The organism is Myxococcus dinghuensis (genome assembly GCF_024198235.1).
Classification (GTDB): domain Bacteria; phylum Myxococcota; class Myxococcia; order Myxococcales; family Myxococcaceae; genus Myxococcus; species Myxococcus dinghuensis.
Map to the genome: position 1 here is coordinate 1 of NZ_JAKCFB010000041.1, position 22,705 is coordinate 22,705.

At 71.7% G+C, this 22,705-nt stretch carries 22 protein-coding genes; 12 read left to right on the forward strand and 10 right to left on the reverse strand.

Annotated elements, in window-relative coordinates; all coding sequences use genetic code 11:
* The coding region (gene ku / locus LZ198_RS34665) for a non-homologous end joining protein Ku (protein WP_253976424.1) at positions 1-805 on the reverse strand (805 nt) is incomplete at its 3' end.
* A gap of 279 nt (positions 806-1,084) precedes the next feature.
* Between ku and LZ198_RS34670 the strand changes: the two genes are divergently transcribed.
* Positions 1,085-1,903, forward strand: coding sequence for a M48 family metallopeptidase (locus tag LZ198_RS34670; RefSeq protein ID WP_253976425.1), 819 nt, complete (start codon positions 1,085-1,087; stop codon positions 1,901-1,903).
* A 13-nt stretch (positions 1,904-1,916) separates the two neighbouring features.
* On the opposite strand, the gene LZ198_RS34675 is transcribed toward LZ198_RS34670, so the two are convergent.
* On the reverse strand, positions 1,917-2,966 hold the full coding sequence (locus LZ198_RS34675) for a YihY/virulence factor BrkB family protein (RefSeq protein ID WP_253976426.1): 1,050 nt from the start codon (positions 2,964-2,966) through the stop codon (positions 1,917-1,919).
* A 90-nt stretch (positions 2,967-3,056) separates the two neighbouring features.
* Positions 3,057-3,944, reverse strand: a complete 888-nt coding sequence (locus LZ198_RS34680; protein ID WP_253976427.1) for an MTAP family purine nucleoside phosphorylase — start codon at positions 3,942-3,944, stop codon at positions 3,057-3,059.
* 98 nt (positions 3,945-4,042) lie between these two features.
* Between LZ198_RS34680 and LZ198_RS34685 the strand changes: the two genes are divergently transcribed.
* Positions 4,043-4,924, forward strand: coding sequence for a hypothetical protein (locus tag LZ198_RS34685; protein WP_253976428.1), 882 nt, complete (start codon positions 4,043-4,045; stop codon positions 4,922-4,924).
* A gap of 167 nt (positions 4,925-5,091) precedes the next feature.
* Positions 5,092-5,340 (forward strand): hypothetical protein, encoded by a 249-nt coding sequence (locus LZ198_RS34690; RefSeq protein ID WP_253976429.1) that lies wholly within the window; start codon positions 5,092-5,094, stop codon positions 5,338-5,340.
* 27 nt (positions 5,341-5,367) lie between these two features.
* Here the strand turns inward: LZ198_RS34690 and LZ198_RS34695 are convergent, their stop codons facing one another.
* Positions 5,368-5,691, reverse strand: coding sequence for a hypothetical protein (locus LZ198_RS34695; RefSeq protein ID WP_253976430.1), 324 nt, complete (start codon positions 5,689-5,691; stop codon positions 5,368-5,370).
* Positions 5,692-5,965: 274 nt separating this feature from the next.
* On the opposite strand from LZ198_RS34695, the gene LZ198_RS34700 reads away from it, so the two are divergent.
* A complete protein-coding gene (locus LZ198_RS34700; protein ID WP_253976431.1) occupies positions 5,966-7,471 on the forward strand; it encodes an endo alpha-1,4 polygalactosaminidase in 1,506 nt (501 codons plus the stop codon).
* A gap of 4 nt (positions 7,472-7,475) precedes the next feature.
* On the opposite strand, the gene LZ198_RS34705 is transcribed toward LZ198_RS34700, so the two are convergent.
* Genes LZ198_RS34705 through LZ198_RS34715 form a run of 3 tightly spaced genes read right to left on the reverse strand, consistent with a single transcriptional unit; the run spans position 7,476 to position 10,015 of the window.
* Positions 7,476-8,441 carry a DMT family transporter gene (locus tag LZ198_RS34705; RefSeq protein ID WP_253976432.1) on the reverse strand — a complete coding sequence of 322 codons (966 nt, stop codon included), beginning with the start codon at positions 8,439-8,441 and terminating at the stop codon, positions 7,476-7,478.
* On the reverse strand, positions 8,414-9,427 hold the full coding sequence (gene queG, locus LZ198_RS34710; protein WP_253976433.1) for a tRNA epoxyqueuosine(34) reductase QueG: 1,014 nt from the start codon (positions 9,425-9,427) through the stop codon (positions 8,414-8,416). Before queG ends, LZ198_RS34705 begins: the two co-directional genes overlap by 28 nt.
* A gap of 24 nt (positions 9,428-9,451) precedes the next feature.
* On the reverse strand, positions 9,452-10,015 hold the full coding sequence (locus tag LZ198_RS34715) for a cob(I)yrinic acid a,c-diamide adenosyltransferase (protein WP_253976434.1): 564 nt from the start codon (positions 10,013-10,015) through the stop codon (positions 9,452-9,454).
* A gap of 73 nt (positions 10,016-10,088) precedes the next feature.
* Here LZ198_RS34715 and LZ198_RS34720 point away from each other — a divergent pair, with 73 nt between their 5' ends.
* The 5 genes from LZ198_RS34720 to LZ198_RS34740 all read left to right on the forward strand — a co-directional run bounded on the left by LZ198_RS34720 (position 10,089) and on the right by LZ198_RS34740 (position 14,570).
* On the forward strand, positions 10,089-10,883 hold the full coding sequence (locus LZ198_RS34720) for a thymidylate synthase (RefSeq protein ID WP_253976435.1): 795 nt from the start codon (positions 10,089-10,091) through the stop codon (positions 10,881-10,883).
* Positions 10,880-11,359, forward strand: coding sequence for a dihydrofolate reductase (locus LZ198_RS34725; protein ID WP_253976436.1), 480 nt, complete (start codon positions 10,880-10,882; stop codon positions 11,357-11,359). Before LZ198_RS34720 ends, LZ198_RS34725 begins: the two co-directional genes overlap by 4 nt.
* A 58-nt stretch (positions 11,360-11,417) precedes the next feature.
* Positions 11,418-11,852 carry a hypothetical protein gene (locus tag LZ198_RS34730; protein WP_253976437.1) on the forward strand — a complete coding sequence of 145 codons (435 nt, stop codon included), beginning with the start codon at positions 11,418-11,420 and terminating at the stop codon, positions 11,850-11,852.
* Positions 11,853-11,917: 65 nt separating this feature from the next.
* The gene (locus tag LZ198_RS34735) at positions 11,918-13,774 is read left to right on the forward strand and encodes a cytochrome c/FTR1 family iron permease (protein WP_253976438.1); all 1,857 of its coding nucleotides are present in this window, start codon (positions 11,918-11,920) and stop codon (positions 13,772-13,774) included.
* Positions 13,775-13,793: 19 nt separating this feature from the next.
* Positions 13,794-14,570: a GlsB/YeaQ/YmgE family stress response membrane protein gene (locus LZ198_RS34740; protein ID WP_253976439.1), complete on the forward strand. Its 777-nt coding sequence runs from the start codon at positions 13,794-13,796 to the stop codon at positions 14,568-14,570.
* Between the two features lie 16 nt (positions 14,571-14,586).
* Here the strand turns inward: LZ198_RS34740 and LZ198_RS34745 are convergent, their stop codons facing one another.
* Together LZ198_RS34745 and LZ198_RS34750 are read right to left on the reverse strand one after the other, a co-directional pair.
* Positions 14,587-16,119 carry an MBL fold metallo-hydrolase gene (locus LZ198_RS34745; protein ID WP_253976440.1) on the reverse strand — a complete coding sequence of 511 codons (1,533 nt, stop codon included), beginning with the start codon at positions 16,117-16,119 and terminating at the stop codon, positions 14,587-14,589.
* Entirely contained in the window at positions 16,116-17,411 is a 1,296-nt protein-coding gene (locus LZ198_RS34750; protein WP_253976441.1) for an HD domain-containing protein, read from the reverse strand. The genes LZ198_RS34745 and LZ198_RS34750 overlap by 4 nt, the downstream gene beginning before the upstream one ends.
* A 147-nt stretch (positions 17,412-17,558) precedes the next feature.
* On the opposite strand from LZ198_RS34750, the gene LZ198_RS34755 reads away from it, so the two are divergent.
* From LZ198_RS34755 to LZ198_RS34765, 3 genes are all read left to right on the forward strand, one after another.
* Positions 17,559-18,638, forward strand: a complete 1,080-nt coding sequence (locus tag LZ198_RS34755) for a D-alanine--D-alanine ligase family protein (RefSeq protein ID WP_253976442.1) — start codon at positions 17,559-17,561, stop codon at positions 18,636-18,638.
* Positions 18,550-19,017 (forward strand): GNAT family N-acetyltransferase, encoded by a 468-nt coding sequence (locus LZ198_RS34760; protein WP_253976443.1) that lies wholly within the window; start codon positions 18,550-18,552, stop codon positions 19,015-19,017. The genes LZ198_RS34755 and LZ198_RS34760 overlap by 89 nt, the downstream gene beginning before the upstream one ends.
* A gap of 64 nt (positions 19,018-19,081) precedes the next feature.
* Positions 19,082-20,566 (forward strand): transglutaminase-like domain-containing protein, encoded by a 1,485-nt coding sequence (locus tag LZ198_RS34765; protein WP_253976444.1) that lies wholly within the window; start codon positions 19,082-19,084, stop codon positions 20,564-20,566.
* 42 nt (positions 20,567-20,608) lie between these two features.
* On the opposite strand, the gene LZ198_RS43300 is transcribed toward LZ198_RS34765, so the two are convergent.
* Positions 20,609-22,690 (reverse strand): thioredoxin domain-containing protein, encoded by a 2,082-nt coding sequence (locus LZ198_RS43300; protein WP_267145498.1) that lies wholly within the window; start codon positions 22,688-22,690, stop codon positions 20,609-20,611.
* Positions 22,691-22,705: the final 15 nt, after the last annotated feature.

The window sequence follows — 22,705 nt, forward strand, 5'->3', positions numbered from 1 at the left end:
CGTCCCGCTCGCGGACCTCGCGCGCCGCCTGCCGGGGGCGCAGGCGCAGCGCCCCCGAATCCACCTCCGGCGCGCGCCCGGCCCGGGGCCCCGCCGTCACCGGACGCGCCGCCCGGGGACGCGCCCGCGCCCGGCGCTCCAGGAACGCGAGCACGCGCTCCCGGTGGGTGTCGTGGTAGCGGCGCGGGTCGAAGTCCGTGGCGCGCGCGGAGATGAGCCCCAGCGCGGCGTCCAGCTCCTGGGGCGCCGGCTCCGGGGCGGACAGCGCCAGCTCCGGCAGCGCGTCCTGGGACACCACCTCGTCGGCGTAGTGCAGCGTGGTCAAGAGCAGGCCCCGGCCATGGGGAGCGACCAGGCACAGGTGTCCCTTCTGGTGCAGCACCAGCTCCCCCACCCCGGCCCGCCCCGCGGAGCGCAGCGCCTGCGTGAGCAGGGCGTAGGCCTGCTCCGCGCCCTCCGCCGGCACCAGGTGGTAGGAGGTGTCCAACAACACCGGGTCCACGGAGGACGGGTCCACGAACTGCGTCAACTCGATGACACGGCGGGCCTGGGGGTCCAGCGCGTCCAGTTCGCCACTCGTCACCGCGACGTGGCCTCCGCCGTCCAGGGCGTAACCCCGCACGACGTGCTCCAGCGCCACCTCCTCGCCATCCACGGCGCACACGCGGCGGTTCTGGACGCGCCCGCCGTCCGCGTCGTGCAGCAGGTGGAAGCGCACCTGGCGCGAGGCGACGGCGCCGTGCAGCCGCACCGGCAGCGTCACCACGCCGAAGCTCAGCGAGCCGACCCACACGGGACGCGACATGACGACCTCCTCCCCCGGAAAGCTCCGTCCCGGCCGGGCGCGTCGCAAGCGCCGCCGGCGGGCGCTCCGGTGGACGCGCGGGCGTGGCGGGCCCCGCGCCGCCCGAGGCCCTGCGCGCCCCCGGGTCACCCCGTCTCCTCCTGCCCGCTCCCACCGGCGGCGAGTGTCCCCTCCCGGCATCGACGACTCGGGACTTGCCGCCGGGCCCGACGCTGCCCAAGAGTCCGGGCGGTCGCTTCCTCGACGGACCCCACAGGCACAAGAAAGGCATCCTCGGCCATGCAACGGATTCTCACGGCGGTACTGGGCCTCTCCCTGGCCCTGACGGTGGGCTGCACCACCCAGCGCGTCCAGGCGGAGAAGGCGCTGGCGAAGACCTTCGTCTCCGACGAGCAGGAGGAGGAGATCGGCCAGCAGGTGAAGAAGGAGCTCGAGACGAAGGAGGGCATCAAGTACGTGCAGGACGCCGCCGTCGTCGACTACGTGCGCAACCTCTCCGCGCCCATCATCCGCCAGGCCACCAAGGACCGGCCGGGCGTGAAGTGGAAGATCAACGTCATCGACGACCCGAAGACGGTGAACGCGTTCGCCACGCCGGGCGGCTACCTGTACGTCTACACCGGCCTCATCCTCGCCTCGGACACGGAGGCGGAGCTGGCGGGTGTCATGGCGCACGAAGCGGGCCACGTGGTGGGCCGGCACTCCGCGCGGGCCATGGTGAACCAGATGGGCATCCAGACGGTGTCGCAGCTCGCGCTGGGCCAGAACCCGGGCGCGGCCGCGCAGGTCGCCGCGCAGCTGGTGGGCGGCGGCGCGATGCTGGCGCACAGCCGCAGCGAGGAGTCGGAGGCGGATGAGTACGGCGCGCGCTATTCGTCCGGCGCCGGCTACGACCCGCGCGGCCTCATCACCTTCTTCGAGAAGCTCCAGAAGGAGCAGGGCAGCACGCCGGGCGTGATGAAGTGGCTCAGCACGCACCCCACCAACGAGAAGCGCATCAAGGACCTGCAGGCGTTCATCCAGAAGAACAACCTGCGCGGCAACAACGACAGCCCGGGTCAGCTCCCCGCCATCAAGCAGAAGCTGGGCGCCAGGTAGTCACCGCGCCACCTCAATGCAGCGTGGGCGGAGGGCCTTGTTGCTGCTCCGCCCCGCTCGGCTCGGGGGACTGTCCCCGGGCCACGCGCCGGCGCCAGCGCCAGAAGGCCAGGCGGGAGCGCCGCGCGCTGCTGGCGCTCTTGGCCGCGCCGGGCGTCTTGAGGGGCGGCTCCAGGGGAGGCGGCTCGTCGAAGTCGCGCGCGCCCTTCGCCTTCCCCTCCGCGGAGGCGTGCTCGAGGATGGCGTTGAGCTCGCCGCCGCAGATGAACACCAGCCCGGAGATGTAGAGCCACAAGAGCAGGACCACCACGCCGCCGATGGAGCCATAGGTGACGTTGTACTTGCCGAAGTGCTCCACGTACTGCGTGAAGCCCCACGTGCTCCCCATCCACACCAGCGTGCCCAGCACGGAGCCCGGGGTGATGTACTTGAAGCGCTGCTTCACGTCCGGTAGCAGGTAGTAGCAGAGCGACAGCACCAGCATCACCAGGCCCGCGGTGAACGGCCAGCGCAGCCAGGACCACACCATGTGGAAGGCCTCCTGGACGTGGAGGCGCTCCGCCAGCCACACGCCCAGCCGGCCTCCCAACAGGAAGACGGCGAAGGACAGCGGGATGAGCAGCGTGCCGACGAGCGTCACCACCACGGCGAGCCCCTGCGTCTTCCAGTATGGGCGCGACTCCGGGACGTCGTAGGCCAGGTTGAGCGCCTTGCGCAGGGCGTCCACGCCGCGCGACGCCGTCCACAGCGCCACCACGAGACCCACCGTGAGCAGCCGGGGCCGGGGCTGGTCCACCAGCGACGTCAGGTGCTGCGTCACCACGCCCAGCGCGTCCGCGGGCACCAGCGGACGGATGCGGTCCAACATCGCGTCCACCGCCCCCGGCGCGAACGGGAGGTAGGCCACCAGGGTGACGAGGAAGAAGAGGAACGGGAACAGCGAGAAGAGGAGGTAGTACGACAGCTGCGCGGCGATGTCCGTGACGGTGTCTTCCTGGAACTCCTTCACGAAGCGCCGCGTGAACTCGCGCCAGGTGATGTACTTGAGCCGCGGCAGCCGCATCCTCCCCTCCTCGCTCCCGACCTGCGGGTAACGGAAGGTGGGGTCCGCGATGGACGATGGCAGCAGCCGGGCGGCCGGGGGCTCGTCCGGCTAGACGACGTTCGGCGGGAGGTACCTGCCCAGGAGGGGACGCAGCCGGGAGCGGACCTCCTCCGGGATGCGCGAGCGCTCCGTCCACAGCGCGAGCGTCAGCGCGGAGTCGCAGCGGCACACCGCCTTCGCCTCCGCGATGCGCGGCAGCGCGCGGCGGACGAGCGCCGCGCCCCGGGTGGTGACGGCCTGGACGTTGTGGGTCAGGCGGGCCAGGAGCGCCTCGTGCTCGTGGCCCTCGGACCGGGGCTGCCAGGAGTCGTGGTCCGTGGGCAGCGCGAGCAGGGCGTAGTGCAGCTCCGCCTCGCGGGCCAGGCGCGCCTCGGGCATGGCCGTCATGCCCACCAGGTCCGCGCCCCACGCGCGGTACAGCAGGCTCTCCGCGCGCGTGCTGAGGGAGGGCCCCTCCACGCAGACGTAGGTGGCCTGGGGGGCCACGGCGACGTTGCTGGCGAGCCCCGCGTCCACGAGCACCTGGCGCAGCGTGCCGCAGAAGGGCTGGTCCATCTCCACGTGCACGGCGACGTCGTCGTAGAAGGTGCAGGGCCGCCGGTAGGTCCGGTCGATGACCTGGTCCGGCACGACGGGCCGCAGCGGCGGCAGGTGCTCCTGGAGGCTGCCCACGGTGCCGGTGGCCAGCACGTGCGTGACGCCCAGGAGCTTCAGGGCGAAGAGGTTGGCGCGGTAGGGCGCGCGCGTCGCGTTGAAGACGTGTCCGGCGCCATGCCGGGGGACGTAGACGACGGGAACGCCGTCCAGCTCTCCGCTGATCAACGGCCCCGCGTGCGGGCCGAACGGCGTTTCGAGGGTGTGGGTTTCCAACCGACCAGCGAGCCCCAGATGCTGCTCCAGCCCGTGGCTCCCGATGATGCCCACCCTGACAGCCATGTGCCTCCTTCGCGTGCGCGCCGGCCGCGCCATTCCTGGACCATAGCGCGGCCCCCTGGCGCCGGGAGGTGGGAAGACTGGTAGTTTTCCTGATTGCCATGCGTCTCGTTCCCGTCCTGCTCATGGCGCTCGCCGCCGGCCCCGCCGCCGCGCAGAGCGCTCGCTCCGTCCCCTCCGGCTGTCAGGAGGACTACGCCACCTGCAAGGAAGACTGCTCCATCGAGTTCGGCGGCAGTGGACGCACCATCAAGCAGCTCACCCAGTGCCTCGGGGAGTGCCAGGAGAACCGCGCCAACTGCGCCGACCGTCACTCCGCGCTGCGCGGGCTGCCCCCGGGAGTGGCCGCCGACGAGCCGCGTCCGCGCAAGCGCCCGGGCGGGAAGAAGGTGGACCGCGAGGAGGATCCCTTCGGCGACTCCGACAGCGGCGCGCGCCGCACCACCAACCGCGACGAGGACCCGTTCGGGGACGGACAGCCGGAGAGCCGCTCCATCCGCGCCGGGCACCGCAACACGGGCCGCACCGATGAGCCCCCGCCGCCGCTCGACACGGGCCGCGCCCCCCAGGAGGCGGCCCCCGCGCCGGTGGACACCTCGCCGCCACCGCCCCCCGTCTCGCGCCAGGGCGTCTATCGCGCGTCCCAGTCCGACCCGGAGCCCGCGCCCACGCCGAGCCCGGCGTCCACGTCCGGGCTCGAGGACCTGGAGCCGATGGACGCTCCACCTCCCGCCGCGCCCACGGCCGCCGCGAAGGCACCGGTGAAGCCGGAGCCCGCGAAGCCCCCGCCCCCCCGCCCCACGGCCGCGTCGCTCACCGACGAGAAGGACCCGCTGCTGGACGAGGACGCGCCCGCGGCCCCCCCGCCTCCGCCGCCCACGGCCAAGAAGCCGCCGCCCCCGCCGCCCTCGAGCCCGACGCGACCGGCCCTGCCTCCCGAGCCGAAGCACGACATCTCCGAGTGGGACCCGAACGGGGACTGAGCAGGACTCACGGACGGGCGCCCCGTTCCGCGCCGAGGGCCCCTCCGGGGTCCTCGTGAAGCCGCGTGCACGGGGCTGCGTGCAAGCCGTTGCTCACCGGCGACGACGGGAGCGCGCGGCCAGGGCTCGGACGCGCGGGCATGTGGCTTGCTCAGGCACCTGGCCCCATGCACGCTCGTCGCAAGGACGCCATCGTCCACGGCCTCTACATCACCGGCGTGGTGCTGCTCATCGGGATGGTCGGCTTCGCGATTCCGCTGGCGGTGGGGCTCCACCTCCAGGCGCGAAGCGGTCACGATGAAGGCGGACTCAACGGCCTCCTCGTCTTCGCCGGGGGAGCGGTGGGCCTCGTCGTCGGGCTCGTGTCGGCGGCGGTCACCCTCGCGCTCCTGCTGCTCGAGCGGCCGCAGCGGTGAGGCCCGGCGAAGGACGCGCCCGCCGCCTCACCGGCCGGCTTCGCGCATGGGGTCCTTCGCGTAGACCTCCATCGCGGCGCGGAACTGCTCCGGCCCCTCGATGATGGAGAGCGACTTGCGATGCCGGCGGGTCTGCCGCTCGCCCTTCACGAACACGGGCCACCCCAGCGCGGCCTCCACCGTCGCCGCATCCGGCCGCTCGTCGAACCAGACGCTGCGCGGCGTGAGGCGCGGGTACCAGTGGGGCAGCTCCGTGGCCAGCAGGTGCTGCTCCGGTGAGTACGTGTCGAACGCGAAGTCGTAGATGGCCTTGCCCGTGGGCGCGCTCAGCACCCGGAGCCGCTCTTCCACATGAAGCAGGTCTTCCCCCGGACGGAACATGCACGGGAGTGTGAGGCCCGTGCCCCGGCATGCGGGGGTTTCAAATTTCCAGCGGGGGCCAAGCCGACTGCTCTATCGCGCAGCTCAGCGTCCAGACAGGAACGAATGTTCCAACGCGAGGAGGAATGCCGCGCGCCGAGCGTGAGTTCGCGTTGCTGCCTCCGAACCCCTGACGTTAAAGCCGCCGCGTTCGCGGAGCCCCTCGCCCCAGGGCGAAGCCCGGCTCCAGCGCAAGGGAGAGCACATGCGATTCGCGGTAGCAGGGTGGTCGAGCTTGGGGTGTGTCGCGCTGTTCGCCTGCGGCGGGTCCTCCGACAGCGGGGACGGCCCGGAGCGCAGCGGCAACGCGGAGGTGCTCGCGAACGCCCGCACGCTGACGTGTGGAAACCTCCAGGTGGAGAGCGGCTCCATCGGCGCGGGGCAGACGGTCCAGGGCCTGCACACGCAGACGCTGTCGGGCACGCAGGACCGGTGGGCGGAGTACGTCGAGTTCGCGCCCGGCACGTCCATCACCTGCACCTACGCGCTGCCCGCGGACGTGCGCGCCGCGGACGTCGTCGCCGCCGAGCTCGGCGTCAACTACCGTGGGCCGCTGAAGTCGGAGATGCGCTGGCTGTTCGAGGCGTGGGACTACGCCGCGGGCGCCTGGGTCCTCGTCGGTGACAACACCTTCGCCCAGTCCTGGAAGTGGACCGCCACCTCGCTCGCGCTGGGCTCCCCGCAGCGCTTCGTCAGCGGGGGCCCGGTGAAGCTGCGCTACCGCACGACGTCCTCGGCGGACGCCTCGCTGCTGGACCTGCTCGTGGTGCGCGTGCAGCCCGCGGCCACGGACGCGGGCACCCCGGGCGACGCGGGCACCCCGCCGGACTCCGGTACGCCCGGTGACGCGGGCACGCCCTCGGACGCGGGGACCTCCACCGACGCCGGCACGCCCGTGCCGTGGGAGGGCGTCAGCAGCTTCACCTACCAGCTCACCAACTACCCGCAGGGGAAGCTCGACACCCTCGCCAACTCGAAGTTCAACCTCGCCGTCGTCGAGCTGTCGCGGGACGGCCACTCCGACTGGTTCACCGCCGCCGAGATCTCCGCCCTGAAGTCGCGCGGCAAGCAGGTGCTCGCGTACTTCGAGATTGGCGCCATCGAGGAGTACCGCCCCGAGTGGTCCCAGGTACCCGCGGACCTGAAGCTCGGCCCCGTGGATGGCTGGCCCGACGAGCAGTACGTGAAGTACTGGGACGAGCGCTGGTGGCCCATCGTCAAGGGGCGCATCGACCAGGCGCTCGCCGCGGGCTTCACCGGCTGCTACCTCGACATGGTCGTGACGTACGAGGAGATTCCGGCGGACGCGGCCGGCACCCACCGCGCGGACCTCGCCAAGAAGATGGTGGCCCTCATCGCGCGCATCAACCAGTACGCCAAGGCCCGCAACCCGGCCTTCAAGGTGATGCCACAGAACTCCCCGGAGCTGGTGGACGACCCGGCCTACCTGCCCGCCATCGACGGGCTGGGCATGGAGGACATGTACTGGTCCGACGACACCGCCTGCAGTGAGTCCTGGTGCGAGGAGAACCGCGTGAACGCCGCCCGGGTGCGGGCCGCGGGCAAGCTGGTGCTCACCGTCGACTACGCCACCCAGGCCTCGCACGTGGCGGACGCCTATACGCGCTCGCGCGCCGCGGGCTTCGTCCCCTACGTCACCGTGCGCGCGCTGGACCGGATGACGGTGAACGCGGGGTGGGATCCGCAGTAGCGGCTCACGCCGCCCGGCGTCCCTCCACCGGAGCGAGGGGCGCCGACGGCGCCGGAGCCGTCACCCGCTGCGTGAGCCGCACCCCCGCGAGCACGAGCGCGCCACCCACGGCGATCTCCCAGTGCAGCGCCTCGTCCAGCAGCGCCCACGCGGCCACGGCGGTCGCCGCGGGCTGGAGGTTGGAGAAGATGGCCACCTTCGAGGCGGACACCTTCGACAGCGCGTAGAACCAGAGCAGGTACGCCACCACCGACGTCAGCAGCCCCAGGTAGCCGATACACGCCTTGGCCGCTCCGCTCGTCGCCAGCAGCGCGCCGACGTCGCCGTAGAAGGGCGCGAAGGGCAGCATCAGCACCGAGCCCATCACCATGCACCACGCCGTCGCGTGCAGCGGGCCGTAGGTCGCGACGAGCGGCTTGCCCTCGGTGGTGTAGGCCACCCACGCCAGCACCGCGAAGAGGATGAGCACGTCGCCCACCACCGAACCCCGCGCGTCCGCCAGTCCGCGCCCCAGCAGCAACACCACCACGCCCACGAACGCGATGGCGATGCCCGCCAGCGTCCGGCCCGACGAGCGCTCCTGGCCCCGCGCCAGGCTCAACAGGTAGACGCCCAGCGGGGTGAGCGCGTAGAGCAGCGCCCCGTGCGCGGCGGTGGAGCGCGCCAGCCCGCTGAAGAAGAACACCTGGTTCACCGGCCCCGCGAGCAGGCCCAGCATCACCACGCGACCCCACGCCTCCCGCGGGGGCAGCTTGCGCCCCGGCAGGAACGCCAGCATCAGCGCGAACACGACACCGCTCAGCAGGAAGCGCCACAGCACCACGCTGAGCGGCGGCAGCTCCGTCATGGCGCGCTTGGCGGTCAGGTACGTGCCGGCGCTGATGAGGACCTGGAGGAGGAGCGCGGCGTACACCCCACCGAGCGAAGGCGCGGCGGGGGAAATCAGGGGTCGAGCTGGCGAAGCGCCCATTGCGCGGCGCTACGTACCAAGTCGCTCGGGTCGCCGCAGAGCTTTTCGATCAACGCCCGCGAGTCCGCCTGCCTGGCGACGCCCAGTGCGTACACGGCGTTGCGCCGCAGACCGTCATAACGCGCGCGGGCCAGCGCCGTACCGGGGATGAGCTGCTCGTACTGGGTGAGCGTCAGCCCCGCCAGCTCCCGGGTGCCCAGCTCCGCCACCGCGCGGGGCGCGAAGCGTGGATGCGCCGCGAACACGGGCTTGCGGTTGAGCGGACACACCTGCTGGCAGATGTCGCACCCGAAGATGAGGTTGTCGAACTTGAGCCGGAAGGGCTCGGGCACCTCCTGCTCGCGGTTCTCGATGGTCTGGTAGGACAGGCACGCCCTCGCGTTCACCCGGCCGTTGCCCACCAGCGCCCCCGTGGGACACGACACGAGGCAGCGGCGGCACGCGCCACACCGGTCCGCCGCCGGGCCGTCCGCGTAGTCGTCCACCTCCTTGTCGAGCACCAGCGTGGCCAGCAGCACCCACGAGCCGTAAGGCTCCGTGATGAAGCACCCGTTCTTGCCCACGTAGCCCAGGCCCGCGCGCGCGGCCCACACCTTCTCCATCAACGGCGCGCTGTCCACGCCGCCATACGTGCCCAGCCCCGGGTACATCACCGTGATGGACTTGCGGAACGCCTTCATCCGGTCGCGCAGCGTGGAGTGGTAGTCCCGCCCCCGCGCATACCGGGCGATGGGCGAGCCCACCGACTGCGCGTCGTCACGCCAGTAGTTGTTCGCGAAGGAGATGACGGTCTTCGCGCCGGGCAGGAGCCGTCCCACGTCCAGCCGCTCGTCCGCCCGTTCCCCCATCCAGTCCATGTCCGCGGCGAAGCCCGCCTCCAGCCACTCCATGAGGAAGGAGGGCGGGATGGGCTCCGCGCGAGCGAAGCCCACCAGGTCGAAGCCGACGGCACGGGCGAGGTCGCGGAGATGGGCGGTGGGCAACACGAGACGGGAGACCCCGGAGGACGATTAGGACGCGGACGGCTTCTCCGGAATCCACTTCACGTCCTGCACGCCCGCGCGGTGGTTCGCCACGCGCGCCATGACGAAGAGCAGGTCCGACAGGCGGTTGAGGAAGACCACCACGTCCTGGGGAATCTTCCCGTCGCGGAGCAGCGGGATGGCCCGTCGCTCGGCGCGGCGGCAGACGGTGCGCGCCAGGTGCAGCGCGGCGGCGCCCTGCGTGCCTCCGGGGAGGATGAAGTGCGTCATCTTCGACAGCTCCGTGTCGAAGCGGTCCATGGCGTGCTCCATGTCCTCCGCCCACGCGGCCTTCAGCTCCGGGATGTACGAGGACGCCTTCGTCCCGGTGGGCGTCGCCATCACCGCGCCCACCGTGAACAACTGGTCCTGCAGACGCTGCAACATCGCGTCCAGCTCCTGCGGCAGGGAGAACGCCCGCGCCATGCCCAGCGTCGCGTTCAACTCGTCCACCTCGCCGTACGCATCCACACGCTCGTCGTCCTTGGCGACCCGTCCACCACCGAACAGGCCGGTCTCTCCCGCATCGCCACTCTTCGTGTAGATCTTCATGGCCGCGCTTCTAGCCCAGATACGACACGCGTATCTGGAATCTACGGGCCACCTGCGCTAGACGCCTGCCCCCATGCAGCCCTACCTGTCTTTGCTCGACCAGGTCTTGAAGCACGGGACGAAGAAGGGCGACCGCACCGGCACGGGCACGCTCAGCGTCTTCGGGCCGCAGCTCCGGTTCGACCTGACGCAGGGCTTCCCGCTGGTGACGACGAAGAAGCTGCACGTGAAGTCCATCCTGCACGAGCTGCTGTGGATGCTCGCGGGGGACACCAACGTGCGCACGCTCCAGGCCAACGGCGTCTCCATCTGGGACGAGTGGGCCAACGCGGAGGGCGAGCTGGGCCCCGTCTACGGACACCAGTGGCGCTCGTGGAACACCCCGGATGGCGGCCACGTCGACCAGATGAAGACGCTGGTGGAGGGGCTGAAGAAGAACCCGGACTCACGCCGGCACATCGTCAGCGCGTGGAACGTGGCGGACCTGCCCGCGATGAAGCTGCCGCCCTGCCACGTGCTGTTCCAGTTCTACGTGGCGGATGGGAAGCTGTCCTGCCAGCTCTACCAGCGCAGCGCGGACCTGTTCCTGGGCCTGCCCTTCAACATCGCGTCCTACTCGCTGCTGACGATGATGGTGGCGCAGGTGACGGGGCTCGTGCCGCACGAGTTCATCCACACCCTCGGCGACGCGCACCTGTACCTCAACCACGTGGAGCAGGCGCGGACACAGTTGGCCCGCGAGCCCCGTACCCTGCCGCGCATGCGCCTCAACCCGGACGTGAAGGACCTGTTCTCGTTCCGGTACGAGGACTTCACGCTCGAGGGCTACGACCCGCACCCGGCCATCAAGGCCCCCGTGGCCGTATGAAGCTGTCAGCCATCGTCGCCCTGGCGTCCAACCGCGTCATCGGCGCCGACAACCAGTTGCCCTGGCGACTGCCCGCGGACCTCGCGCGCTTCAAGCGCCTCACCATGGGCCACACGCTCATCATGGGGCGCAAGACATACGAGTCCATCGGCCGGCCCCTCCCCGGTCGGCACTTCATCGTCGTCACGCGCCAGCCGGACTACGCCCCCGAGGGGGTGACGGTCGCCCACTCCGTGGAGCAGGCGCTCGGGCAGGCGCGCGCGCGCGCGGACGACGAGGTCTTCGTCATCGGCGGCGCCGACCTCTACGCCCAGACGATGCACCTGCTCCACCGCCTGTACCTGACGCGCATCGACCGCGAGTACCCCGGCGACACGTATTTCCCCGACGTGGACCTGTCCGGCTGGCGGTGCGTCGAGGAGGAGCGGCACCCGGAGTCGGAGCCTCCGTTCGAGTTCATCACCTTCGAGCGCTGAGACGCGCGCGCCTGCGGCCAGGGGCTCCCCTCCTCGCACGGTGACGGCACCGGGGGTGATGCCCACCTGCAACGGCATGCGCACCCTCCTGCCTTTCCGAATCCCGGGCGTCGTCGCGACGCCGAGCCCCTGGCGGCCCCTGGCCCTCGTCGGCGCCGCCACCCTCCTCACCGCCAACACCGCCGCGCTCACGCTCGGCCCCCGGCGGCACGCGGCCCTGCATCGACGCCGCGCCCATACGCCTCGCGCGCTCGGCCCCAGGGCCCTGCCCGCGCTCGCCCTCGGCGCCGCCGCGGTGGGAGGCTTCGCCGTGGGCGCACTGTCCATCGGCGCGCTCGCCATCGGCAGCCTCGCCATCGGCAGCCTCGCGGTGGGCCGGCTGCGTGGCCGGGACTGGCACCTCGCCCAACTGCGCATCGATTCCTTGGAGGTCGGACAATGGACAGGCGCTGGCAATCCGTCCGCGCCACCCCCCATGTCTTCGCAGGCTTGAAACGCCAATTTTGAGATTGATTCTCAGGATTGATGCGGCCTTTCGCGGCTGGTACACGGGAGGCCATGAATCGTGCGGTCCCGGTCCTCCTCTGTCTGTTGGCGTCCCTGTCCACCTCGGCCCTGGCGGAGGAGGGCGGCGGCGGGACGGACGAGCGGACCTGGCACCGGCTGGTGGGCATCCTCCAGTACCTGGAGGCGGACTATCCGGCGGCCATCGCGTCGCAGTCCGAGTTCGAGCTGGCGGAGCAGAAGAGCTTCGCGGCGGAGGCGCTCTCCGCGGCGCGGGACCTGGGGCCCGCGGCGGAGCAGTTCGTGCCGCGCGTGAAGGCGGTGCAGGCGCGCGTGGACAGCGCGAGCGACGCGGAGGGCGTGAGCCGGGACTGCGGCGCGCTGGTGGAGGACCTGGTGCTCGCCGGTGGCCTGGCGCGCAGCCCGCGGCACCCGCCGGACCTGAAGCATGGCGAGGCGCTGTTCCAGACCAACTGCGCGGCCTGCCACGCCGCGGACGGCAGCGCGAACGTGGCCATCGCGGCGACCATGGAGCCGCAGCCGGCCAACTTCCGGGACCCGGAGCTGATGGGCGGCCTGACGCCGTACAAGGCGTTCAACACCACCAGCTTCGGCGTGCCGGGCACCGCGATGCCGGCCTACCCCACGCTGACGGAGGACGAGCGCTGGTCGCTGGCGTTCTTCGTCTTCACGATGCGCCTGCCCCCGTGCGAGGGCCGCTCGCCGGGCGCGTCGCTGGAGCGGCTGGCCAACGCCACCGACGACGACCTGGTGAAGGCGTTCGGCGAGGACAAGCTGGCGTGCCTGCGTCGCGACCTGCCGCAGGTGGACGAGGAGCGCTCGCTGCTGGCGGCGCGAGACAGCGTGCAGGAGGCGCTGCGCCGGGCCTCGGCGGGTGACGGGGCGGGCGCGAAGGCGGCGCTGATGGACGCGTACCTCAACGGCCTGGAGCCGGTGGAGCCCAAGCTCAGCTCGCGCGACCCGGCGCTGGTGCGCAAGCTGGAGACGGCCTTCCTCCAGGCCCGACACGCGGCGGAGAAGGGCAGCCCCCACCTCCAGGACGAGGGCCGGGAGCTGGTGTCGCTCCTGGACCAGGCGCGCCGCGGCAGCGGCAGCGCCGCGGACCTCATGTCCACCCTGTGGCTGACGGTGCTCATCCTCATCCGCGAGGGCTTCGAGGCGACCATCATCGTCGCCGCGCTGCTGGCGGCCCTGAAGAAGATGAAGGCCACCGAGCACGTGCGCGTGGTGCACGCCGGCTGGACCTCCGCGCTCGTCGTCGGCGCGGTGGCCTACGTGCTGGGCCGGCACCTGCTGGCGGGCGCGCAGCGCGAGTGGATGGAGGGCGTGGCCGCGCTGGTGGCGGTGGGCATGCTCATCTACGCCGCGCTGTGGCTCAACGCGCGCTCCAACATGAGCCAGTTCATGGGCGAGCTGCGCCAGAAGATGCAGGGCGCGCTGGGGCGCGGCAGCATGTTCGGCCTGTTCTTCATCGCCTTCACCGCGGTGCTGCGCGAGAGCTTCGAGACGGCCATCTTCCTCCAGGGCCTCGCGCTGGACTCCCCGGCGGGCGTGGCCTGGGGCTCGCTGGTGGGCGCGGTGGTCATCGGCGTGCTGGTGCTCTTCATCAACCGCCTGGGCTTCCGGCTGCCCATGAAGACGCTCTTCAACATCTCCACCGGGGTGCTCGTCGTCACCGCGGTGATGCTGCTGGGCAAGGGCCTGCACTCGTTGCAGGAGGTGGGCGCGCTGCCACTGGTGCCCGTGCCCTTCGTCACCGTGGACCTGCTGGGCCTGTATCCGGACGCCGTGTCGCTGCTGCCCCAGGCCGTGCTGGCGGCCGTGCCCCTGGCGCTCGCCCTGCGGCGCCGCTCGCGCACGCCGCGTGTCACCGAGGCCTCCGCGGGTTGAACTGACGAGGCCCCCCGCCATGCGGTACCGTGCGGGGGTGAAGTTCGCGCGCACCTGGCCTCCCCTCCTCGTCCTCCTGCTCCTGTCCGGACCACGGGGAGCCTGGGGTCAGGAGGCGACGGAGGCCGAGGAGGCCCGCGTCCCCGCGCCGGAGCTGACGCCCCCTCCGCTCGTGCCCATCTCCCCCGGCGACGCCGCGAGGCAGGCGCCGGAGGACGACGACGACGCGCGGGAGGCGCCCGCCCGTCCGGCGGTGGGTGAACACGCCCTGCCCCGCCGCGAGCTGGCCACGCGGGGCGAGGACCCCGTCCCGCGCATCGCCGTGGAGGCGGTGGGCGGCGTCGCCGGAGGCGCGGTGGGCGGCACCCTGGGACTGGTGGCGGGCTACCTCCTGGGCGCGCCCACCGTGGGGTGCGACGAGTGCCACGTGGTGTCGCTGGTGGGCGGCCTCGCCGGCGTGCTCGTGGGCATCCCCGCGGGCACGTGGGTGGGTGGGAAGGTCATGGGGGGCAAGGGGACGTTCCTCGCCACCACCGCGGGCAGCCTCGTGGGCTGGGGCGGCGCGCTGCTGGGCTCCGCCGTGCTGGGCCTGGGTGACGACGACAAGACGCTCGCGGCCCTGCTCCTGATTCTCCCCCTGGCGGGCGCCACCACCGGCTACGAGCTGTCCCAACAGGACGCGCTCCTCCAACCGCCGCCCACGCCGGTCCCCACCCACCAGAAGGCCGTGCGGGTGATGCCGCTGGCGGGGATGACCGAGCACGGCCCGCGCCTGGGGTTGATGGGCCGCTTCTGAAGCGGCCCGCCCCGCTTCAGCCCTCCACGCGGAAGTACTGGAGCGACTCCTCTCGCACGCGGCCCTCCGCCACCAGCTTCTCCAGCGTGGCCAGCGCGCTGCGCTCGGCCACCGGGTGCATCAAGGGCGGCGTGTCCGCGTAGGCCACCTCCACCACCTTGGCGAGCGAAGCCCCCTCCACCGGCACGGCCTGGAGGATGAGCGCCTCGCGCTGGGCGCGGTGGTTCAGGTACTCCTGCAACTTGGCGGGGCCGTCGAGCAGCGGCTGGCCGTGCGCGGGGTACAGCGTGGAGACGGGCCAGTCCCGCAGGCGCGCCAACTGCGCCAGGTAGTCCCGCATGTTGCCCTCCGGCGGGTCGATGACGATGCTGCCCACGCCCGCCACCATGTCGCCCACCACGGCCGCGCGGCTGCGCTCGTCCACCAGGCACAGGTGCCCGCGCGCGTGGCCGGGCGTGTGCAACACCCGCCAGCGCTGCGGCACGTCGCCCGCCAGCTCCAGCACCTCGCCGTCCTCCAGCAGCCGCTCCACGGGGAAGTCGAGCCACCGCGCCGTCTCCGCGTGGCACCACAGCGGAATCCCCAGCCGCTCCTTCACCGCGCGCGCGCCGCCCACGTGGTCGCCGTGGTGGTGCGTCAGCAGCACCGCCACCGGACGCAGCCCCTCCGACTTGAGGCCCGCCACCAGCGACAGCAGCTTCGCGTACTGCTTCACGTCACCGGAGCCCGGGTCCACCAGCAACAGCTCGCCGTTGCCCAGCACGTACGCGTTGGTGTGCGTGGCCGGCGGCAGCGTGGGCGTCTCCAGCGCCACCACGCGGATGCCCTGCTGGAACTCGATGCGCTGGGCGACGTAGCCGGGGCAGTAGGGCGGCGTCGTCAGCCGGGCGCGCGCGTCCGCCTCGTCCTGGAAGGCGCCGAGCACCTGGAGCGCGTGCAGCGCGGGCGGGTGCAGGAGCGCCGTGCCCTGCCCCCAGCGAGCGAGGCCCACCGCGGGGGAGATCCACGCGCCCTCCGACAGCTCTCCCGGCCACAGCTCCGTGCGCGCGTGCGCGGGCATCTCCACCAGGTAGAAGTGCGTGTCGAAGCGCACCGGCACCGACGGGGGCGTAATCCAGCGCCCCGCCGGCCGGAAGTCCTCCGCCCGCAGCGCCAGCCCCTCCTCCTTCAGCAGCGCGCCCCAGCCACGCTCCCCGGCCAGGAGCGCCCGGCGCAGCGTGTCCACGCGCTCCTGGGACAGCCCCTCCGCGCCCTCCGCGACGAGGACCCCCGCCTCCTCGAACAGCTCGCGCGCCGCCGCCGAGCGCAGCGCGGCCTCCTCGCCGCTCGCGCCCCGCACGGGCACGTCCGCGTCCGCCGCGTCCAGCTTGCCGCCGGGGAAGGCGTAGAAGCCGCCCGCGAAGGACAGGGCCTTGCCCCGCTTCACCCAGAACACCTCCACGCCCGCGCCGACGCGGCGATACAGCAGCGCCACGGCGGAGCCACGGGGCTCCACGGGGACGTGGGTCAGGTCGAGACCGAGGCCGAGGCCTGGAAGTCGCTCGCTCATGGTTGCACCGTCTGGCCGAGGAGCCGGCCCATCAGCTCGTGCGCGGCGTCCGCCTGGTCCGGCCGCACGTACAGCCGGCTCAGGCGGACGGCTCCACTGTAGCGCTGATAGAGGGCCGTGTAGCGCGCCACTTCCGTCAAACGGCCCGTGGACGCGTCGATGATGTAGAGGCTCGGCCCGGAGCCCTTGGGACCCGAGGTGTACTTGCTCAGGGCGTTGACCGACTCGACGACGTAGTGCTCGTAGCCCGACGTGACGAGTGCGCTGCGCAGCACGTCCAGGTCATACCCGGCATCGCGCTCGGTGAACTGCGCCAGCAGCTTGAAGCCCTGGCGCGTGCTGATGCGCTCCGCCCACTTGTTGCGGGAGCGGCGCAGCGTGTACCAGAGCGCCGCGTCGTCACAGAGCAGGAACGCCTCCGGGTCCGCCGGAATCTCGAACTCGCCCGGCGACTCCTCGTAGTAGCGCCGCAACATGTAGTCGAAGTTGACCGACGTGTGGTGGAGGTACACCGACACGAACATGTGGTACCGGCTGAGCAGGAAGTCCTCGAAGGCGAACGCCGCCGCCCGGCTCAGCGCGAGGTAGGCGCGCCCGTCCTTCACCGCCGGGTTGAGGTTGTTGATGATCCAATCCATGTCGTACCGGCCGTAGTTGACCCCCGTGTAGAAGGAGTCGCGCAGCAGGTAGTCCATGCGGTCCGCGTCGAGCTCTCCGGAGACGATGGCGCGCAACAGCGGCGTCCAGTCCACGCCCTGCCAGGTGAAGCCCGGGTCCTTGGGCGGGCGGGCGCCGGTGATGAGCGCCACCGCCGCCATGGGGGTGATGCCCCGGGGGCCGAACTCGCGCTCGATGATGGGCGTGAGCGAGCTGTCCAGGAGGATCTTCGCGGTGAAGTCCTCGTGGGTGGCCTGCTCCCCTTCCGCCACCGCGTCCAGCCAGCCCGGCAGCCGCAGGAGCGAGCGCCGGGGGGCGATGCGCTCCGAGGCGTGCGACAGGGGCATGTGCCCCAGGTCGTGGCAGAGCACCGTCAGCCGCACCGCGGCACAGAAGTGCTCCCGGACGTCCTCCGGCAGGGCGGAGCGGGCGGCCACGGCCTGGAACACCCGGGACGCGACGTGCATGGCGCCCAGCGAATGGATGTGGCGCGTGTGGGTGGCGCCCGGGAAGGCCAGGTCTCCGAAGCCGAGCTGCCGGACGTACCGCAGCCGCTGGTAGTGCCGGCTGTCGATGACGGCCTTCTCCGAATCACTCACCGGGATGGTGCCGTGAATGGGGTCTCGGATGCGCATGATGCCCTTTCCATACTCCTGGATACCCCTGACCGGAGTAGTCCACCGTACTTCATACCCCTCCGAGAGGTAGCCCAGGAGGTAACCAACCGTCACGTGCGGACTGTGCTCGCGCGAGGGGACGTGGTAACCCTCCGCCACCTACGAATGCACATCATCCTGCTGCACAACCGCGACCACGACCTCCTCCAGGACGACCCGGGGCGGGAGGCGCGTGAGGACGTGGTGCGCGTCGCCTCTTCGCTCGCCGAGGCCCTCACCCGGGGGGACACCGTCGCCGAGCCGCTGGCCATCGAGGGCGACCGGCTGGACTTCGTGGACACCCTGCGCCGGCGCCAGCCAGACCTGGTCGTCAACCTCTGCGAGTCGCTGGCGGCCGACAGCCGAGGGGAGATGGCGGTCCCCTGCCTCCTCGACGCGCTGGGCCTGGCCTACACCGGCTCGTCCGCCCTCTCGCTGGGGCTGGCGCTGCACAAGCCCAAGGCGAAGGAGGTGCTCACCGCGCGGGGCGTGCCCACGCCCGGCTTCCGCGTGGTGGAGCGGCTCGAGGACGCGCTGGCGGTGGACCTGCCCTGGCCGCTCATCGTCAAGCCCGCGCGCGAGGACGCCAGCGTGGGCGTGACGGGGGACTCGGTGGTGCACGACCGCTCCGCCCTGGTGCGCGCCTGCGAGACGGTGCTGCGCACCTACCACCAGCCCGCGCTGGTGGAGCAGTTCATCCCCGGCCGCGAGATCTACGTGCCGCTGCTGGGCAACCAGCCGCGCCGCGCGTTGCCGCTGACGGAGATCCATTTCGGCCGGACCTTCGAGGACCGGCCCAACATCGTGTCGTACAGCGCCAAGTGGGAGGTGGGCTCGCCCGAGTACCGGGACACGCCCACCGGGCCGTGCCAGGTGGACGCGGCGCTGGAAGCTCGTTGTGTGCAGGTGGCGCTGGAGGCGTTCGCAGCGCTGGACTGTCAGGACTATGGCCGGGTCGACCTCCGGGTGTCTCCGGAGGGCGTGCCCTACGTCATCGACATCAACCCCAACTGCGATCTCCACCCGGGCGCAGGGTTCGCCAGGGCCGCCGCCGCCGCGGGCATGGACTACCCGACACTGGCCGCCCGGCTGGTGGAGGTCGCTTCCGAAAGAGCCCATGGACATCCGTCCCATCGAAGGAAAGGACCGGGAGCCCCTCGCCGCGCTGATTCGAAAGATCGAAACCTTCTCGCCGCAGGAGGTTGAGGTCGCCATCGAGCTGGCGGGCATCACGCTCACGCCGGGCAACACGGACTACGCCATCCTCGTCGCGGACCGCGGCGGGGAGCTGGTCGGCTACATCTGCTACGGCCCCACGCCGATGACGGAGGACACGTACGACCTGTACTGGATCGCCTCCTCGCCGGAGGTGCGTGGCCAGGGCGTGGGCGCCGCGCTGGTGTCCGCCATGGAGGGCGACCTGCGCCGCCGCAACGGCCGGCTCATCCGCGTGGAGACGAGCGCCACGGAGGCCTACGGCCCCACACGCGGCTTCTACGCGTCCATGAAGTACGGCGAGGAAGCGCGCATCCGCGACTTCTACAAGGTCGGCGACGACCTCATCATCCTCACCAAGCGGCTGTAATCCGCTGGGAGCGGGGTGGGGGCGGTTGAAGACAAAGGCCGCCTCCCCCGTTAGAAGGGGCGTGATGACCCGCACGCCCCGACCGATGTCCCTGGCCCTCGTGTCCCTGTGCGCCCTGCTGGTGGGTGCCTCGTCCGCCCTGGCCGCCGCGCCCGCGGCCACCGCCGAGCTGTCCGACGCGGTGAAGGCCCCCCGCCCCAAGGGCGGCGAGTACTTCGGCCTCTACCTCATGGACAAGAAGGTCGGCTGGCTCTTCACCGACCTGGAGCCGCTCCCGGGCGACCCCACGAAGGTGAAGGTCACCAACCAGCTCACGTTCAAGGCCCTGGTGGGCACGCGGCTGTCCGAGCGCACGCACCGCGAGGAGCGCATCTACGAGGCGAAACCGCAGGGGCGGCTGCTGTCCTTCACCGTCGTGCAGCGGGGCGACGGCGGCGACCAGGAGCTGCACGGCGCGGCCACGCCGGACGGGGTGAGCGTGGTGCGCAAGCGCGTGGGCCACGCGGACGAGACGCTGCCGAAGCAGCCGCCCGCCAAGGAGCACGTGGAGGACGCGGACCAGGCCCGCGTGGCGCTCTTGCGCAAGGCGAAGGTGGAGGGCTTCAGCCTGGATGGCATGGACCTGGAGACGTACGGGATGGCCACCACGGTGGAGCCCGCCGAGCAGCGCACGCTCAACGGCGTGAAGGTGAAGCTGGCCAAGGCGAGCACGCTCTCCCAGAAGGAGAAGGTGCCGGTGGTGTCCTACGTCACGCAGCGCGGGGACATGGTGCTGGTGGAGTTCGGCCAGACGATGCAGGCGCGCAAGGAGACGGAGGCCGTCGCCAAGCGGATGGACCTGGTGGAGGTGTTCGGCTTGACGCGCGTGGTGCTGCCCAAGCCGCTGCCGGAGTCCGCGCGGGCGGTGCCCGGGACGGTGAAGCTGCTGGTGCAGGGGCTGCCGGAGAAGTTCCGCGTGGACTCCTACCGGCAGAAGTACGAGGCGCAGCCGGATGGCAGCGTGGAGGTGACGCTGCTGGCCAACGCGCCGTCCGCCGCCAACCGCAAGCCGCGACCGCTGGCGGACCCCGAGGGCGGGGAGAACCTCAAGTCGACGCTCATGGTGGAGAGCGACACGCCCGTCATCCGCGAGCAGTCGAAGAAGATTGTCGGCGACGAGAAGGACGCGTACCGGGCGGCGCAGAAGGTGAACACGTGGGTGGCCACGCACCTGGAGAAGGACTACGGCGCGAGCGCGGACCGGGCGACGGACGTGCTGCGCCAGAAGCGCGGGGACTGCACGGAGCACTCGCTGTTGTCCGTGGCGCTGCTGCGCGCGGCGGGGATTCCGGCCCGGCGCGTGGACGGGGTCATCTACATGGTGAACCAGGACGGCGTGCCCGCGCTGTACTGGCACGAGTGGGTGGAGGCGTTCGTGGGTGAGTGGACGCAGCTGGACCCCACGTTCAACCAGCCCGTCGCGGACGCCACGCACTTCGCCTTCGGGCGCGAGGGCAACGCCGAAATCACGCCCCTCATCGGCACGCTGAAGGTCACCGAGGTCCGGTAGGCCCCCAGGGAGAGGGCCCGTCGAAGCTGACAGGCCCTCGCCTCACCCGACGTCCGGCGCCGAGAGCCGCTCCGCCAGCCCCCTCGCGTCCGTGCGTGGACGCTCGCAGGCGAAGCGCTGGCACACGTACGCCGCCGCCTTCCCGCCCACGGGCTCACGCGCCTCGAACAGGTCCTTCAGCAGCGCGGGCACCGGCGCCCCCGTCGCGTTCCACCCGAAGGCATAGGTCGGCGCGTAGACGGCGTTCGCGTCCCGCAGCAGCGGCGCGACCGCGTCCTTCGTCCCCGCGAACGTGACGCCCGCGGCGCCGTCGAGCAGCGCGTCCGCCGCGAGCCCCAGGTGGCCATACCCCATGGCATTGGAGACCAGCCCCTCGCGCATCCGCGACACGTACTTCTCCGCGAGGTCCAGGTGGCGCTTGTCGCCCGTGAGCGCCGCGAGCGCCACCTGCGCCTCCGTCAGCGTGGACGCCCCGGAGGGGAACGCGTTGTCGAACAAGCCATACGTCGCGACCACCAGGTCCTTCTGTCCGCGCGGAGCCGTGAGGTACGCCCCCTTCTCCTCGTCCCAGAACAGCTCCGCCGCGCGCCGCGCCAGCGCGTCCGCCGCCTCCAGGTACTTCACGTCGAACGTCGCCTGGTAGAGCGCCGTGAGCCCCGAGGCCAGGTCCCCGTAGTCCTCCAGGAAGCCGTCGATGCGCGCCTGTCCCTCCTGGTACGAGCGCGCCAGCCGCTGGCCGTTCCACAGCTTCGCCAGCACGAAGTCCGCCGCCGTCACCGCCATCCGCGCCCAGTCCGGCCGGTCGAACACGCGCGCCGCCAGCGCCAGCCCGCGAATCATCAACCCGTTCCAACCCGCGAGGATCTTGTCGTCCCGCCCCGGCTTCACCCGCAGCTCGCGCGCCTCGAACAGCGCCCGGCGCGCCTCCACCAGCTCCCGCTCCACCGACTCGCCGCGCTCCTTCGCCAGCGTCTCGACGGGCGTCACCACCTCCAGCACCGTGGCGCCGTGCTCGAAGTTGCCTCGGGGCGCGAAGTGGAAGTGCCGCTTCACCAGGGCGGCGCGCTCCGGTGACAGCACCCGGTCGACCTCCTCGGGCGTCCAGACGAAGAACTTCCCCTCTTCACCCTCGCTGTCCGCGTCCTGCGCCGCGTAGAAGCCGCCGCCCGCGTCCGTCATCTCGCGGCGCACGTACTCCACGCTCTCCTCCACCACCTTGCGCCACAGCGGCCGGGGCTCCACCTGCTGCGCCTCCGAATACAGGTGCACCAGTTGGGCGTTGTCGTAGAGCATCTTCTCGAAGTGGGGCACCAGCCACCGCTCGTCCACGGAGTACCGGTGGAAGCCGCCGCCGAGCTGGTCGTAGATGCCCCCCAGCGCCATCCGCTCCAGCGTGAGGAACACCGCGTCCTTCAGCGGCGCGCCGCCCCCACGTCGCCACGCGCGCAGGAGGAGCGAGAGGTTCATGGGGTTGGGGAACTTGGGCGCTCCGCCGAAGCCGCCATTCACCGGGTCCACCTGCCGCGCCATGCGCTGGCCCATGGCCACCACGTCCGCGGGGACGAGCGTGCCCGGCGCCGCGTCGAGCCCGTACGCGGCCAGCACCCCGAGCCCCTCCTCGAACTGCGCAGCCTGACGCAGCACCTCCTCGCGCTTGTTCGCCCACGCGTCGCGCAGCGCCCCCAGGAGGCGCGCGAAGCCCGGCCGGCCATGACTGTCCACGGGTGGGAAGTAGGTCCCCCCGAAGAAGGGCCGCAGGTCCGGCGTCAGGAACACCGTCAGCGGCCAACCCCCACCCTGCCCCATGAGCTGCACCACGCCCTGGTAGAGCTGATCCAGATCCGGACGTTCCTCGCGGTCCACCTTGATGTTGACGAAGCCCTCGTTCATCCACCGGGCAATCTCCGGCGACTCGAACGACTCATGGGCCATGACGTGACACCAATGACACGCGGAGTAGCCCACCGACAGCAGGATGGGCTTGTCCTCCGCCCGCGCGCGCGCGAGCGCCTCCTCGCCCCAGGGGAACCAGTCCACCGGATTGTCCGCGTGCTGCCGCAGGTACGGCGAGGGCTCCTGGGCCAGTCGATTCGAGCCACCGGAAGACGGGGGGTGGGAAGCCATGCGGACTCCGAGCGA